The organism is Terasakiella pusilla DSM 6293, assembly GCF_000688235.1.
Taxonomy (GTDB): domain Bacteria; phylum Pseudomonadota; class Alphaproteobacteria; order Rhodospirillales; family Terasakiellaceae; genus Terasakiella; species Terasakiella pusilla.
Genome location: NZ_JHYO01000029.1, coordinates 1 through 14,033, shown reverse-complemented (window position 1 = coordinate 14,033; position 14,033 = coordinate 1). Strand labels below are relative to the sequence as shown.

15 protein-coding genes and 1 pseudogene are annotated in these 14,033 nt (G+C 45.0%); 7 read left to right on the top strand and 9 right to left on the bottom strand.

Annotated elements, in window-relative coordinates:
* Positions 1–23: 23 nt before the first annotated feature.
* The 5 genes from Q397_RS0116430 to Q397_RS0116405 all read right to left on the bottom strand — a co-directional run bounded on the left by Q397_RS0116430 (position 24) and on the right by Q397_RS0116405 (position 4,288).
* Positions 24–1,046 (bottom strand): tyrosine-type recombinase/integrase, encoded by a 1,023-nt coding sequence (locus Q397_RS0116430; RefSeq protein WP_028880343.1) that lies wholly within the window; start codon positions 1,044–1,046, stop codon positions 24–26.
* Positions 1,030–1,275 carry a helix-turn-helix transcriptional regulator gene (locus Q397_RS25060; protein ID WP_028880342.1) on the bottom strand — a complete coding sequence of 82 codons (246 nt, stop codon included), beginning with the start codon at positions 1,273–1,275 and terminating at the stop codon, positions 1,030–1,032. The genes Q397_RS0116430 and Q397_RS25060 overlap by 17 nt, the downstream gene beginning before the upstream one ends.
* Positions 1,276–1,458: 183 nt before the next feature.
* The gene (locus Q397_RS0116415) at positions 1,459–1,992 is read right to left on the bottom strand and encodes a helix-turn-helix transcriptional regulator (RefSeq protein ID WP_028880341.1); all 534 of its coding nucleotides are present in this window, start codon (positions 1,990–1,992) and stop codon (positions 1,459–1,461) included.
* Between the two features lie 110 nt (positions 1,993–2,102).
* Positions 2,103–2,930, bottom strand: a complete 828-nt coding sequence (locus Q397_RS24415; protein WP_169738008.1) for a helix-turn-helix domain-containing protein — start codon at positions 2,928–2,930, stop codon at positions 2,103–2,105.
* 89 nt (positions 2,931–3,019) lie between these two features.
* Entirely contained in the window at positions 3,020–4,288 is a 1,269-nt protein-coding gene (locus Q397_RS0116405; protein WP_028880340.1) for a hypothetical protein, read from the bottom strand.
* 152 nt (positions 4,289–4,440) lie between these two features.
* On the opposite strand from Q397_RS0116405, the gene Q397_RS0116400 reads away from it, so the two are divergent.
* Complete coding sequence (locus tag Q397_RS0116400) at positions 4,441–4,803, top strand: hypothetical protein (protein ID WP_028880339.1); 363 nt, start codon at positions 4,441–4,443, stop codon at positions 4,801–4,803.
* Between the two features lie 203 nt (positions 4,804–5,006).
* On the opposite strand, the gene Q397_RS0116395 is transcribed toward Q397_RS0116400, so the two are convergent.
* Positions 5,007–5,237 carry a hypothetical protein gene (locus Q397_RS0116395; protein ID WP_028880338.1) on the bottom strand — a complete coding sequence of 77 codons (231 nt, stop codon included), beginning with the start codon at positions 5,235–5,237 and terminating at the stop codon, positions 5,007–5,009.
* Entirely contained in the window at positions 5,234–5,767 is a 534-nt protein-coding gene (locus Q397_RS0116390) for a hypothetical protein (RefSeq protein ID WP_028880337.1), read from the bottom strand. Before Q397_RS0116390 ends, Q397_RS0116395 begins: the two co-directional genes overlap by 4 nt.
* Positions 5,768–6,003: 236 nt before the next feature.
* Here Q397_RS0116390 and glmU point away from each other — a divergent pair, with 236 nt between their 5' ends.
* From glmU to Q397_RS25435, 6 genes and pseudogenes are all read left to right on the top strand, one after another.
* Complete coding sequence (gene glmU, locus Q397_RS0116385) at positions 6,004–7,344, top strand: bifunctional UDP-N-acetylglucosamine diphosphorylase/glucosamine-1-phosphate N-acetyltransferase GlmU (RefSeq protein ID WP_028880336.1); 1,341 nt, start codon at positions 6,004–6,006, stop codon at positions 7,342–7,344.
* A 12-nt stretch (positions 7,345–7,356) separates the two neighbouring features.
* Complete coding sequence (glmS, locus tag Q397_RS0116380; RefSeq protein ID WP_028880335.1) at positions 7,357–9,180, top strand: glutamine--fructose-6-phosphate transaminase (isomerizing); 1,824 nt, start codon at positions 7,357–7,359, stop codon at positions 9,178–9,180.
* Between the two features lie 124 nt (positions 9,181–9,304).
* Entirely contained in the window at positions 9,305–10,171 is an 867-nt protein-coding gene (locus Q397_RS0116375) for a heteromeric transposase endonuclease subunit TnsA (RefSeq protein WP_051610198.1), read from the top strand.
* Positions 10,158–11,633 (top strand): DDE-type integrase/transposase/recombinase, encoded by a 1,476-nt coding sequence (locus tag Q397_RS23055; protein WP_205618851.1) that lies wholly within the window; start codon positions 10,158–10,160, stop codon positions 11,631–11,633. Before Q397_RS0116375 ends, Q397_RS23055 begins: the two co-directional genes overlap by 14 nt.
* A gap of 15 nt (positions 11,634–11,648) precedes the next feature.
* A pseudogene (locus tag Q397_RS25580) lies at positions 11,649–11,828 on the top strand (Mu transposase C-terminal domain-containing protein); the annotation flags it as partial.
* Between the two features lie 75 nt (positions 11,829–11,903).
* The gene (locus Q397_RS25435) at positions 11,904–12,263 is read left to right on the top strand and encodes a hypothetical protein (protein ID WP_240475094.1); all 360 of its coding nucleotides are present in this window, start codon (positions 11,904–11,906) and stop codon (positions 12,261–12,263) included.
* Positions 12,264–12,465: 202 nt separating this feature from the next.
* On the opposite strand, the gene Q397_RS0116360 is transcribed toward Q397_RS25435, so the two are convergent.
* Positions 12,466–13,616 (bottom strand): IS3 family transposase gene (locus tag Q397_RS0116360; protein WP_156950756.1). Its coding sequence is split into 2 segments (ribosomal slippage): positions 12,466–13,367 and positions 13,367–13,616, totalling 1,152 coding nucleotides; the frame shifts between segments, so codons are not numbered across the junction.
* 177 nt (positions 13,617–13,793) lie between these two features.
* A partial coding sequence (locus tag Q397_RS25430) for an integrase core domain-containing protein (protein WP_038014435.1) occupies positions 13,794–14,033 on the bottom strand: 240 nt, incomplete at its 5' end.

Here is a 14,033-nt window from a genome sequence, read left to right as displayed (position 1 = left end):
TTCAACATGTTAAATCTGCCTTGTTACACTTTTTTCAAGCTTGTTACACTTTTGCCAAATTTATCCATGGCTTCTTTAGCTAAACGTTTTTGGTTCGTTCCCTTGCCATAATGCTCAACCATGGACGTTGTTTTGTGGCCTGTGATGGCCTTTACTTGATCATAAGTACAACCAGCCTCAATAAGCTTTACCGTCGCGCTCTTGCGCAAACCATGGAACACTTTGTGACTTGGAACACCTGCCTTACGGCACATATCCCTAAATGTATTTCTTAGATTTGATGGAGACCATCTTCTATTTGTTGAGGATGTAAGAATATTGACGTTATCACGAGATATTTTTGGAATGATTTTCTCTAAAACTGGATGCAATGGTATCCAGAGCTTTGTACCTGTTTTCTCTTGAACAACATTTACGCCACCATCCGACAAATCATTCCATCGCATGTTAATCAAATCACCTTGGCGTTGACCTGTATAGAGAGCGAATAATAGAACGCGCCTCATCTCTTTAGATGTTGTCTCAGCGTTCAAAAATAGCTCAATTTCATCATCAGACCATGGTTGATACTCTCCGCCTTTGTAAGGCTTAATTCCGTTTGCTGGCGAAACGGACAAATACTCCATTCCAACTGCGAAAGTGAAAAGCGTCTTAAGCATTCTCAAAAAATTATTCGCGGTACCAATTCGATCACTAAACCCGTTAATCAGATCCTTAATAACGCTCTTGTCAATCTCATGTATGTCCACCCCTTCAAACAAATATCGTAAACGATCAATGTGCAGCCGATACTGACGGCGAGAACTTTCTTTAAGTTGACAAAATTCACGACTTTTCATGTACTCCTCACAGAGGTGGTCGAAACCACCCCTGATTTTGGACTTTTTATCTTCAAAGCTTGCATGAATTCTAGCGTAGTTTGCCATGAATTCATCACTATGTGGCTCACCGATGATCTTTTGAAGTTGACCATTCCGGCGATAATAATAATCTGTATAGCCACCGGGCCTTTTGCGATCCGTAACGTATTTAAGATTTCGTCGCATTGGCTAACCTTTCACGAAAAAGGTCCATAGAAGGCGACTTAGAAATCCCCTTTCCAGAAACGCGATCAAGATAACGGTCAATCTCTTGGATATCCCAAAGTCTTCTCTTTACGTCAGGATGGTGAACTGGTTGAGGTGCTATTTTACGATTAACCAATTTATCAAAAGTCGTATCTGATACGCCACAACGTCTAGCTGCCTCTTTAACAGATAACATACGCTCAATCATTGCGACACCTCATTTTTCTGAGATGTGGGCACGCGAAAAGCTTGATCTACAACGGTAAACGTTGTATTTTCTTTTTTAAAGGTCATCAAATAACCCCTTTATATTTTGGAGTTGCACAAACAACTCCATGGAGAATTACAAACGGTTCGAATTACCAGTTCGGGCCGTTTTTTTATGGATTGATTAAGTGAAGACTATATTCAAAGTCTCGACGTCGCCGTCGTATAGTCCTCTTTCAACCATTCCACGCTTAATCCCACTATCCCCGCGCGTTAGCGCTTTAGCTTGCTCATATAACCAGTCAGCAACATCCTCATCTAGTGTGTAACCTTCATCGGTAATCCCTTTAATGATTGCCCGAAGAAAACGGTTTTCGTTCACAATTTCTTTGTAGTCTTCCACAAAGAATTTGAAGTCAGCGCGTTCTGCGATCAAATCATGCCACATGATGCCTGATTGTTTCCAATCATGTGTCTCATCTAAACATGCGTACAAAGCTTGCGCCGGAGGTATTTCGAGAAGAATGCACAAAGCAGCAAGCTTTTGGCTAGGCGGGTATTGTCCTGTTTCCTCAATTCCGGCTTTTTCATAACGGATAAGGGAAACATCACTAATGCCAACACTTTTAGCCACTTGCACTTGGGTCAAACCCATAGCATTACGTGCTTTAAGCAGCAATTCGCCAAGGGGTATGTGCTTGCGTGTATTCTCGTTCATACTCAAACCTTCAAATAATTAAGTTGATATTACTAAATTTAAGTTGCGTGTCAAGCGGGTTTTGTAAATATGACGAAATGGCGGCTTCACATGAAACCGCCGATCACGATTTATCGACGGGAAAACTCGTTTAAGTTTGAAAAATCAATATCACTTGATGATACAAATTTAGTTCGAATAGCCGTTCGGATAGTAGGCACCAACTCTTCGTAGTCGCCCCAACCAGTCAGACGAATTTCACCTTTGGGGGTCAGGCGGTATACTGAGTGAAATTGGTCAGCGAGTTCCGATAAAACATCTCTCTCGATATGATAGAGGTCAATACCAAGAATTGCCGTATCTGCAATACGCTCAGACACGTTGCCAATAAATAAATCATGAGCCCCGTGAGGATTACTGTCAAATAAATCAGAAAATTTGAAACCATCTCCTTCTTTTTCTTGATAGAGCTCTCGCTCAATAGCGAGTTCTTCGAGTTCGTCAGCTTCAAGATAAAGCATCATTTTGGAAGCATCACTTGCCAATGCTAAAGCATATCGCCGTGCACCTTCGAAACCGTTTTCACGAAGGTCGTCAATTTCACTGAGCATTGCGCGAACAGCCTCAGCGGGTTTTTCAGTGCCTTCGTCTTCCATTTCGTCCTGCTCGTCATAATCAGACAAAATAGGTTCATTTCCCTTAAGGGAATAGCCTTCGTCAGCTTCTTCACCTTTTAGCAACCAATCCACAGTGACGTCATATAGTTTCGCCAAAATTTCTAGACGAGACACAGTGGGTTCTTGCGAACCATTTTCGAACCTGTCAATTGATGTGTCAGAAATGCCTGTTGCATCTTTCACAGCTCGACGAGATAGACCTTTTCCGTCTCTTGCTTGGCGAAGGCGAAAGGCGAGAGTTTCTGTTTGTTTGTTTACAGTGATATCTTGAATTTTCTTCATAATATTAACTTTCATAGTTAGTTTTAGATAAATGCACAGTGCCGATCACCGGGCATGTTGAGAGATAAAGAAACGTCTTGTTTCCTTGCTTAGAATGGAGGATCATTTTCACCTCCGTTCATTTCGTGATTTCTTGATGAGTTAAACGGTTTGGCATTGTCCGGCTTGGCTACATCCTCAGCTTCGTCAATTACCGATCTACGATCTTCGAGGAAGTTGTACCGTCCATTTGCTTTGATGATTTTTTTCAGGAATTCGTCTTTGTCTCGATGGGCAAAACTCTTAAGGAAATCACACAAGTGATCCGCCATTGAATCTGCAAAGACTGTTGCTGAGATTTCTGAATCCCATGACAGGCCGCAGAATGAGGCGAACAAGCCTCTAAATTGGCCTTCAAATTCTTTGACCTTTTGTTTCCTTGCAACTTCGCAAAGTTGGCCTTCTACAAGGCCGCTTTCGTAGTCTTCAAATACAGAGACAACTTTTTGTGCGGCTATGCTCCAGATAGGGTCAGTTTCCCAACGACTGCGATTTGTGTCACTGGACGGTATGCAATAGCGGATTGCATCAAAACCAGCTTTGATAACATCAGTTAGAGAGGCTTCCAAATCAGCAAAGGTGCGGATGTCCCATTTCTTGCGCAAATGCTCTTTGCCAGCACGGAATTCTAAACGCCAGATGTTTGGCTTATTTTCTTGCTTTAGTTCCTCAAGGTCCGGGTTCTTTTTTTGCCAGATTTCCCACCACTCAACTTTACGCTTCTTGGTGACTTCCCGGCGTTTGTCGTATACGCAAAATTGACGTCCTGGCATCTTGCCCACAGTGACGCCTGAGCAACGGTCTTGAGCCCACACAGTGGCAACGTCGCCTTTACCTTCTTGATGGTCGTGGCGATCTGCACGACTTACAAAACAGGATGGGTCAATATTCCAACCTTTAGGCATAAGGACATCAAGGCATATATCAACACGGCTTACCCGGTCATGTTTTACCTCAATGCCGAGTTGGGAAAGTCTTTCGAAAAGCTTGCTTTTGCTGTCCCAATAACCGAACCCGGCAATAGTGGCACTCTTCACTGAAACACGCACATTGTATTTTTCAGAATTTTCGGACCGTTTAAAGAACCATATTTCACCTTCGGGCCCAGTATCGACACGATAAGCAAATCCACCTCTTGCGCCGCTTTCTGCTACATGGCCTTCAAAGTCGTTGATTTTGACATATTGCGGTTTCCCGTCGCTTTCCTGTGCAGCACGTTTTTTACCTTCGAAAATTTCACAGATATTCGAAGGAACAGCACAAGCAAAAGCAACGTCTAAGCCATCAAAACCGCAATGAATTACTTTCATGTCATCCATTAGAATTGTTCCTTCCATGTATCCAGAGCCCCCCGTGATACAAAAATCGGGGGGCTATTAATTTGAACGCAGGAAGAAACAAAACTTGCTAGAACAACGTAAACGTTCCAGATTGTTATTAAATATAACCAAAAGACTAAAAGGATAGACCTATGCTGACACTTAAAGAATTTATTCTTGATGCATTGACTGAAATCACGGAAAGCATTAACGAATTTAATGAAAACCAAAACAATAGCCCCATTCAAGCAATGCCTGACCTTAAAGGAATACCAAAAGAAGTGATGGAAAGTCATGGACTGGTTCAATTGGGTTTTAACAGGGGAAAAGACCGAACAGACTATGCCTGCATTCTTCATTTCGATGTTGCGATTACAACTGAAGCAGAAAGTACAGGCCAAAAAGGCGGAGGCATTAAAGTTCTTGCCGTAAATGCTACAATAGGAAAAGCCGATAAAAGCAGGGAAAGTAGCAACAGCCGTTTGAGTTTTTCTATTCCAGTCAAAATCCGATAATTCCCGAGGGTGTTCCCCCTCGGGCTCCCCCCACTCGCCGTGTGGCAGGGGTGCAGAGCCTGCGCCCGTTGGGCTTGTTCTGCCCCCCTTGGGGGCAGTGTGTGGTGCCGCCACCGAGTAAAGAAGCCACTCACTGCGTTCGCTGGGCTTCTTGACACGGATGTCAGAAGTGCGTTCATTGGAAACATGGTCAAGCGGGGACATCAGTGGACCTCCCTATTTACAGGGAGGTTTTCTAACAGCACACGGAGTTCTTCTAAGCGATCGTCAAACTCTTCACCATGTTCTCGGCTCCAAAGTAACGTTAAGACCTCTATATGATTTTCAAACTCATTGGCTTCATCAGTTAATCCAATTGAGCGAAATGTATCTAATGCGCCTTGAGACGCCACGATCCAGAAAGCAAGAGTATTTGGAATAGTGGAATTTTTCATTTTCCACCTTCCTGTGCAGCAAATGCTCCAGAATGAAGACGCTTAATAGCTTCAAGAAGGTTGCCTTCTCGCTTGAGCACCATTGCAACAGCACCAGCACTCATTCCAACTTTTTCACCTATTTGCGAGTTAGTAAAACCCGCGAAATAGTACCGAACAACATCAGCTTTGCGTTGTTCCTTTTGTTTTTGGACATAAAGAGCGCGTACACGTTCTAAAAATGAAGGTACAACATCATGCTCAATTGCGAGCTTTTTAAGGATTTCTTTTTTGTTAGAATTGCTGGCCTGTAATGCTTCATCAACCACCCGGCCCAGATTATAGAAATCCTCTTTTGCTTGCTGTCGATCCTGTTCACGAAGTGCCGCAAATTTTTGATTATGCTCAGTTCTCTGCCTGCGCATTCTCAAGGCTATAGAGATTTCTTCTAAAAGTGCTGGTCCTTGTTCAACAAGTAATTCAGCGACTTCCCACGGCAGTTCTAACTCGACAACACAGGTATTGCCATACACCTTTGTAACCTTGCTCATTGCGCACCCCGCACAATAAACACACAACCGTATAGGTTTGAAATCCCAAGGCTTTTGGTTACATTTGGCCTGCTAAGCCATTGATAAATTTTCTGGTATGGAACTGAGGAAGTGCAACAAAGTCCTGATTTAATGTTATTCAGGTGTATCTTTGAATTTGCGCTTTACCCTTTTTCAGCTTAAAAAGGCTCGAGTACGCGTATCTTCCTTTATGTAACTATTCTAACTTGTATCTTATGACAATGTCTAAATCAGCAGCCATCATTCTTGCCGCCGGGCTCGGCACCCGTATGAAATCGACCATGCCGAAGGTGATGCACGCTTTGGCGGGGCGTCCGATGGTCAATCACGTGATCGCAAACCTGCAAGAAGCAGGAGTGACGGAACTTGTCTGTGTGATCGGACCGGACATGCCGGCTTTGGAAAAAGCGGTTGCCCCCCATAAAACAGCGGTGCAGGTGGATCGGTTAGGCACAGGCCATGCGGTTTTGGCCGCAAAATCGGCCATGGACGGGTTTGACGGATCTGTCCTGATTGCCTTTGGCGACACGCCTTTGATCGCACCTGAGACATTTTCAAAAATGCTAACAGCGGCACAGGACAGTGATGTGGTCGTGTTGGGCTTTAGACCCGATGATCCGGCAGCTTATGGGCGTCTGGTTGTCGATGAAGATAACCACCTACAAGCGATTGTAGAATTTAAAGATGCAACGGATGAACAGCGCGCGATTAACCTGTGTAATTCCGGTGTCATGTGCGTCAAGGGTCAAAAGCTGTTTGGTCTGCTGGAACAAATCAGCAATGACAATGCGGCGGGTGAATATTACCTGACCGACATCGTGGCCTTAGCGCGCAAAGCTGGCTTGGACTGTTCGGTTGTTGAAGGTCATGAGGATGAGCTGTTGGGCGTGAACTCCCGTGTGGAGTTGGCAAAAGCGGAAGGTCTGGTGCAGTCTCAATTGCGCGTGCGTGCGATGGTCAATGGGGCAACCTTGATGGACCCGTCTAGCACGCATTTTAGTTTTGATACGGTACTGGGCAAAGATGTTGTTGTTGAACCCAACGTCTTTTTTGGCCCCGGTGTCCGTGTTGGCGACAATGTGCTCATTAAAGCTTTTTCTCATCTGGAAGAAACCACACTGGGCAACGGCGTTGTGATGGGCCCTTATGCCCGTTTGCGTCCGGGTGCGGATTTGAAAGACAACGTGAAAGTCGGCAACTTTGTTGAGATCAAAAAGGCCCTGATTGAAGAGGGTGCGAAGGTCAATCATCTGAGTTATATCGGGGATGCCCGCGTCGGCCCAAATGCCAATATCGGAGCAGGGACCATCACCTGTAACTATGACGGCTACTTTAAGTATCATACGGATATCGGGGCGGGTGCTTTTATCGGCTCCAATACGGCGTTGGTTGCGCCTGTTAAAATTGGTGATAACGCCAATGTCGGGGCAGGCAGTACCATTTCAAAAGATGTGGAAGGCGGCGATCTGTCTTTAACCCGCGCTCCGCAAAAGAACTTCTCAGGCTGGGCCGATAAGTTCCGTGCCCGAAGAACTGAAGAAAAATCAAAAAAGTAAGAGATTAAAGCCATGTGTGGAATTGTTGGATTTATCGGTAAAGCAGAGGCAGCCCCTTTATTGGTGGAAGGGCTGAAACGTCTTGAATATCGCGGTTATGACTCCGCCGGTATTGCGACCCTGTCAAACGGCGTGCTGGAACGTCGCCGTGCAGAAGGGAAAATCGTCAATCTGGAAAAGGTAGTTCAAGCTTCGGCGGCCAACGGGACGATCGGGATCGGTCATACCCGCTGGGCAACGCACGGTATCCCCAACGAAACCAACGCCCACCCCCACGCAACGGATAAAGTCGCGGTCGTTCATAACGGTATTATCGAAAACTTTCAGGAACTGCGCGCAGAATTGATTGAAAAAGGCTACACACCTTATTCTGAAACCGATAGCGAAGTGGTCCCGATGATGATCACGCGTTATCTGGATGAAGGCATGGGCCCGATCGAAGCGGTGCGCCTGACGCTGAAGCGTCTGGAAGGGGCGTTTGCCCTTGGTATCCTGTTTGCGGGGGAAGAAGATTTGCTGATCGGCGCGCGTCGTGGCAGTCCCTTGGCAGTCGGTTTTGGGGCAGGGGAAATGTATCTCGGCTCCGATGCGATGGCGCTGGCACCGTTGACCAAGCAAATCGCCTATCTGGATGAAGGTGATTGGGTGGTCCTTAATCGCGAGGGCGCGACTTTCTATGATCAGGATGATCAGCAGGTCGAGCGCGAGGTAACTGAAACCGCCATGTCCGGTGCTTTGATCGGCAAGGGCGAGCATCGTCATTATATGTTGAAAGAGATTTACGAGCAGCCGCAGGTTATTGGCGATACGCTGTCGAGTTTCTTTAATCCGACAACGCAAACGATCTCCATGCCGGACTTTCCGTTTGATCTAAAGGAAATTCCGCGCTTGACCATTGTGGCTTGCGGAACGTCTTTTTATGCCGGGTTGGTGGCAAAATACTGGATCGAGCAATATGCCCGTGTGGGTGTTGAAATCGATGTGGCGAGTGAGTTTAGATACCGCGAAGCCCCGATGCCGGACGGCGGCTTGGCCCTGTTTATCTCCCAAAGTGGGGAAACGGCGGATACCTTGGCGGCGCTGCGGTATGCAAAAAGTCAGGGTCAATCGATCCTGTCGATTGTCAACGTGCCGGAAAGCTCTATGGAGCGCGAAAGCGATGCGGTTCTACATACCCATGCGGGACCGGAAATCGGCGTGGCTTCCACCAAAGCCTTCACCACACAATTGACCGTGCTTGCGTGTTTCGCCATTGCGTTGGCGAAAGCCAAAGGCACGATTGATGAGGAATGTGAGGCACGTTTGTGCAAAGCGATTGCGGAAGTGCCGGCGCGCTGCGCCGATGTGTTGAACCATGACGGCACATTGCGCGAGATCGCGCTTAAGGTCGCAGAAGCGCGCGATGTGTTGTATCTGGGCCGTGGCGCCAGCTTCCCGATTGCGATGGAAGGGGCGTTGAAGCTGAAAGAGATTTCCTACATCCACGCAGAAGGCTATGCGGCGGGGGAAATGAAGCACGGCCCGATCGCCTTGATTGACGAGTCTGTGCCGATCATTGTGATCGCACCGACGGATAGTAACTTTGAAAAAACCGCTTCAAACACCCAGGAGTCCGTGGCCCGTGGCGGTCGCGTTATCTTTATGGCCGATGAACATGGCGTCCAGAAAATGGCGGATCATGCGGTTGCAAGTGTGGTCATGCCACAGGTAGACCCGTTCGTCGCCCCGATCTTGTACTCTATCCCCGTACAATTGCTGGCCTATCATGTCGCTGTCCATAAAGGCACAGACGTAGACCAACCCCGCAACCTCGCGAAATCCGTGACTGTGGAGTAGGTCTGCCTCTTAGACAATCAATCCTGTAAATTGACAAAAAAGTATCATCCTAAACAAAAAAGTATCATACTTTCGGAAGTTCTGAGCTATACTGTATGAATTGGTATAGCTAGGTTCTTTCAAAATGAGACAAGCCTCTTCATTTCTTAGCCCACACCCACAAGAAACCAAAAAGTTTCTTGAACCTGCAATACTGAAACGATTGCAAAAAGAAAAACGTGGCCAAGGCTTCGGCAAAAATTATAAACCTTTTTTGACCGTCCGTGACGTTCCGAGTAAAGGGCGAGTACACCGTAGGCCTGCTCTAACTCATAATCGTGTAGTACATTTACTTTCAGATCTCGAACTCGCCGCATTTCTACTTTTTGATTGGCAATCCGTTGTAACCGATATAAGGGAACAGTTTCCACTCAATCCCGAATCTACAATAGATATTGCCAAACGACTGGGAATTAAACACCCAGCTTACAAAGGGGTGCTTCAGGTAATGAGCACTGATTTATTAGTAGACTTCGAGCAAAATGGTCAACATTCCAGCCAAGCCATATCCGTAAAATATGCCCAAGATCTAGATAATGCTCGTACAATAGAGAAACTTGAACTTGAGCGACGCTTTTGGGAAGGTGAAGGCATCGATTGGTTTGTGTTTACTGAACACGAAGTTCCAAAGACAACCATTAACAATATTCGCTGGCTAATTCCTCACATGCACAGCTATGACCTCAATGAGATGGAGAGAGTGCAGACCTTTGAAAGAATTGTTAAGCAACTAGATGCAGCCCCTGACGTTCAACTCCCAGAATTGTTAAGAGAGTTAGATAGATCACAAAACTCAAAAGCAGGGTTACACCTTCAATATTTCAGGCACTTGGCAGCACAAAATGCATTCCAATGGGATATACACAATCAACTACATACAAATTTGAAAGCCAAGGATATCAAAGCTTCTGAATATTGGTTAGCTAAGGATGTTGAATATGTTCATGCCTAACGATGTATATTTATGGGACGAAAAAAGAATTCGCATTCTTTGGAGTAATCAACAGGCCGTTTTTTGGATTGATATTGATGACCAACAGGCACTACCACAAGCTTCCGAGAAATCAGATTTTGAGCATTTTTTAGCCAGAGCAGATTTACAGACAATCACCGACCCCTATTTGAATATCAGCTTAGCTTCACCCAAAAAGGGGTCGAAAGCAGAAGCTGTCCAAAATAAAGCTTGGGCCTCAATAGAAAACACTGTGAAAACAGTGCCAGAAGTTTATCAACGTAAAACTCGCGGAAAACTTCTCAAGAAGGTAGTTGAAAATTCTGGTGCCACAAAACAAACAGTTTACAGGTGGCTCCGTCGCTATTGGCAGTTCGGCATGTGTAAAAATGCACTAAGTGGCCGATATGACCTTTGTGGAGGACCTGGAAAATCCAAAACATTCAGCGATAAACGAAATGGGCGAATACGTACTAGAAACCCAGGGTATGGCATTCCTATTACAGAAAAAATTAAATCTTTATTTCGTGTTGTCATTGAAAAATGCCTACTAAATGAAAGTGAATACGAATTCGATTATGCATACAACCAGTTACTCATTTCATATGGTATAAAACTCCCAGCTAATCCAGAAGACCTCCTAAACGTTCCGACAGAACGGCAATTTAAATATTTCTATCAAAAAGAATATACTTCAATTGAGGTCACCAAAAAAAGAGAAGGTGAAATCAATTACCTTAAAGATTTCAGCCCTAATTTAGGCACATCAACTGCCGAAGTACCTGGTCCAGGTTATCTTTATCAAATTGATGCTACAATTGCGGATGTCTATTTAGTTTCAGAGCAAGATCGCTCTGAAATTATTGGTCGCCCAACACTGTACTTTGTAGTCGATGTCTTTAGCCGAGCAATTGTTGGAATGTACATTGGGCTCGAAAATGCTTCATGGGTGAGCGCGATGGAAGCACTGGGAAATGCCATGACAAATAAGGTAGCCTATTGCGCTGAATATGACATTGACATCACATCTGATATGTGGCCGATGCAGGGATTACCTGAAAACATTATAGGTGACAAAGGAGAAATCCTGGGTCGCCATGTGGAAGTGTTAAGCAAAGCATTCAATGTCGAAATCCAAAACACTCCCGCATACCGAGCAGATTGGAAAGGCATAGTTGAAAGGTATTTCCGTACTGTTCAAACTAAAATGAAGCCATTTGTAGAGGGATACGTTACAAAAAATCCCATCGGTAAAAAACGCCATGGGGTTGATTATCGCCAGGACGGTATATTAACCCTTAAAGAATTCACTCAAATGATCATTAAAATTGTACTGCACTACAACAACGACCATGAGATAAGCACATATGATATAGATACAGGAATCCCTAAGAACCTACCATCAAACCCTTTGACATTGTGGAATTGGGGTATTGAATACCGAACAGGTCTACTTCGATGACCGGACCCACATCTTGTGAGGGTAAATCTCCTACCACACACCAATGCCACAATTACGGAGCACGGCTTAAAGCTTTTCGGCTGCTATTACAGTTGCAAACAAGCTTTGGACTGGGGTTGGTTTGAGGGGAATTATAGAGGCCCGAGAACAGTAACTGTCGCTTACGATTTATATAATACGAATACTATCTACCTAAGACCTTCAGATTCTTACTCAGAATTTATTCCCGCTAATTTAACTACGAGGAGCCGTGCCTACGAAAATATTAGCATGTGGGAACTTTGGAATTACCAAGACTTGCGAAAAGACATTGCAGCAACATCTAGACTTAAAAAGCGTGCAGGATCCGTAAATCTAGTCAATGATTTGCAACAAATCAAGGATACCTCAGCTCAACAACAGCCTGTGTATTCAAAGGTTGATAAAACTAACCGAACAAGAGGGATCTCAGACAACAAGCGCGATGAAAGGCAATACGAGCGAAGCAAAAAAATAGCAAAAAAACCAACTTTCCCTAAACGTCAGGAAGCTACCATTACTCCAATCCATAAGGAGCGATCAAAACCTAAGAGTTTCAAATTGCCGACACGCCTCAAAGATTTACTAAAAGAGGACGGTTCGAATGACTAACTCAAATGCCCCTCGTTTTCTAGAAGCGGAATATACAGACCAAGGGTTACCAGAATATAACGAAAACCCGCTTATTGCAGCGCTGCCTGCCATCATGAGCCCTGTTGATGTAGCCCAAACGCTCACTAAACGTCCTCAATTTCAGTCAGAAGAACTAAATTTGCCATGTCATATCCGTACACACTGAATAGCCCCTAGATTTCTAGACGCCTTGTACTCTCATTTTTTGCTGCTGTTCAAAATCATTAGGTGACAGCATTGCGTTTCTAGCATGTTTGCGTTTTGGGTTGTAGAACATTTCTATGTAATCAAAGATGTCCTGCCTTGCATCTTCTCTGGTTTTATAAACCTTGCGTCTGATGCGTTCACGTTTAAGCAGGTTGAAAAAGCTTTCAGCAACAGCATTATCATGGCAATTGCCACGACGGCTCATAGAATGTTCCAGATTATGTGATTTTAGAAACGATGCCCATTCAATGCTGGTAAACTGTGAGCCCTGATCAGAATGTATGACGACTTTTCTTGTCGGTTTTCGCCGCCGCAGGGCCATAAGCAAAGCTTGCAATACAAGTTCTGTAAATTGTCTGCTTTGCATAGACCAGCCCACGATTTTCCTTGAATAAAGATCGATCACAACAGCCAAATAGGAATAGCCTTCTGTCGTTTTAATATATGTAATGTCCGTTACCCAAAATCGATTGGGTTCCTGCACATCAAATTGCCGATCAAGTGTATTATCAACCACGACAGATGGCTTACCACCATATTGACCTGGCCGGCGTTTATATCCGATCTGGGCGGAGACCCCCGCCAGACGAGCCAAACGTGCGACACGGTTGGGACTGATCCGTTCACCCAATTCACAGAGGTCATCATGCAATTTGCGATAACCGTAGACCTTGCCGCTTTCTTCCCAGGCCTGTTTGATCAGTTCAGTTTGGCGTTGGTCTTCAAGGGCTCTTTTACTAAACCGGGTTTTTATCCAGGCATAAAATCCACTTGGATGGACCTGCAAGATGCGACACATGCTTCGGACCATAAAGTCACAACGATGCACCTTGATAAAGGCGTACTTCACTTGGCATCTTTTGCGAAGAACGCCGTGGCCTTTTTTAAAATGTCACGTTCCTCCGTGACACGGGCTAATTCCTTCTTCAATCGCCTGATCTCAGCAGATTGTTCAGTAAATTCTTGGGCGACAGCTAGCGGCTTAGAAAACCGTTTGCGCCATTGATAAAGAGAATGTGTGCTGACACCTAAACGTCTGGAAACTTCCGCAACTGAATAGCCCCGTTCCGTAACCTGCTTGACGGCATCAATTTTAAATTCATCTGTGAAATTGGGTTTAGACATTGAATAACTCCTTGCCTCATTTTGTAACTGACAAGGTGTCTAGAAATCTAGGGGCTATTCAAACCCCCTTAAACACCTGATGGCACTATCTTCGTTACTTCCAAAACGAGATATGAGTGAAATACTAAAGCAAGTAAAAGAATATCCTTGACGTGCCCCACTTTGGTGGTCCAACCGCTATGTTAGTTTCTGGCTATTATTGTCGTCCTGATGTGGCGACTGGAGCGTAGCGTAAGTCAGAACATCAGGACGAGGCAAGAGTGTTTTTGGTGCCGGAGGCTTGTAGCCCAGTGAACTGTGCGGACGAACTTCATTGTAAAACTGCCGCCAGCGTTCAATCAGAACCTTTGCCTCCTGCAAGGTATAGAATATTTCTCCGTTTAAAAGTTCATTGCGAAGCTTGCCGTTAAAGCTTTC

Coding starts and splice junctions, on each gene's coding strand:
- Q397_RS0116430 (WP_028880343.1), bottom strand. CDS start 1,046: ATGCGACGAAATCTTAAATACGTTACGGATCGCAAAAGGCCCGGTGGC.
- Q397_RS25060 (WP_028880342.1), bottom strand. CDS start 1,275: ATGATTGAGCGTATGTTATCTGTTAAAGAGGCAGCTAGACGTTGTGGC.
- Q397_RS0116415 (WP_028880341.1), bottom strand. CDS start 1,992: ATGAACGAGAATACACGCAAGCACATACCCCTTGGCGAATTGCTGCTT.
- Q397_RS24415 (WP_169738008.1), bottom strand. CDS start 2,930: ATGAAGAAAATTCAAGATATCACTGTAAACAAACAAACAGAAACTCTC.
- Q397_RS0116405 (WP_028880340.1), bottom strand. CDS start 4,288: ATGGATGACATGAAAGTAATTCATTGCGGTTTTGATGGCTTAGACGTT.
- Q397_RS0116400 (WP_028880339.1), top strand. CDS start 4,441: ATGCTGACACTTAAAGAATTTATTCTTGATGCATTGACTGAAATCACG.
- Q397_RS0116395 (WP_028880338.1), bottom strand. CDS start 5,237: ATGAAAAATTCCACTATTCCAAATACTCTTGCTTTCTGGATCGTGGCG.
- Q397_RS0116390 (WP_028880337.1), bottom strand. CDS start 5,767: ATGAGCAAGGTTACAAAGGTGTATGGCAATACCTGTGTTGTCGAGTTA.
- glmU (WP_028880336.1), top strand. CDS start 6,004: ATGACAATGTCTAAATCAGCAGCCATCATTCTTGCCGCCGGGCTCGGC.
- glmS (WP_028880335.1), top strand. CDS start 7,357: ATGTGTGGAATTGTTGGATTTATCGGTAAAGCAGAGGCAGCCCCTTTA.
- Q397_RS0116375 (WP_051610198.1), top strand. CDS start 9,305: ATGAGACAAGCCTCTTCATTTCTTAGCCCACACCCACAAGAAACCAAA.
- Q397_RS23055 (WP_205618851.1), top strand. CDS start 10,158: ATGTTCATGCCTAACGATGTATATTTATGGGACGAAAAAAGAATTCGC.
- Q397_RS25435 (WP_240475094.1), top strand. CDS start 11,904: ATGTGGGAACTTTGGAATTACCAAGACTTGCGAAAAGACATTGCAGCA.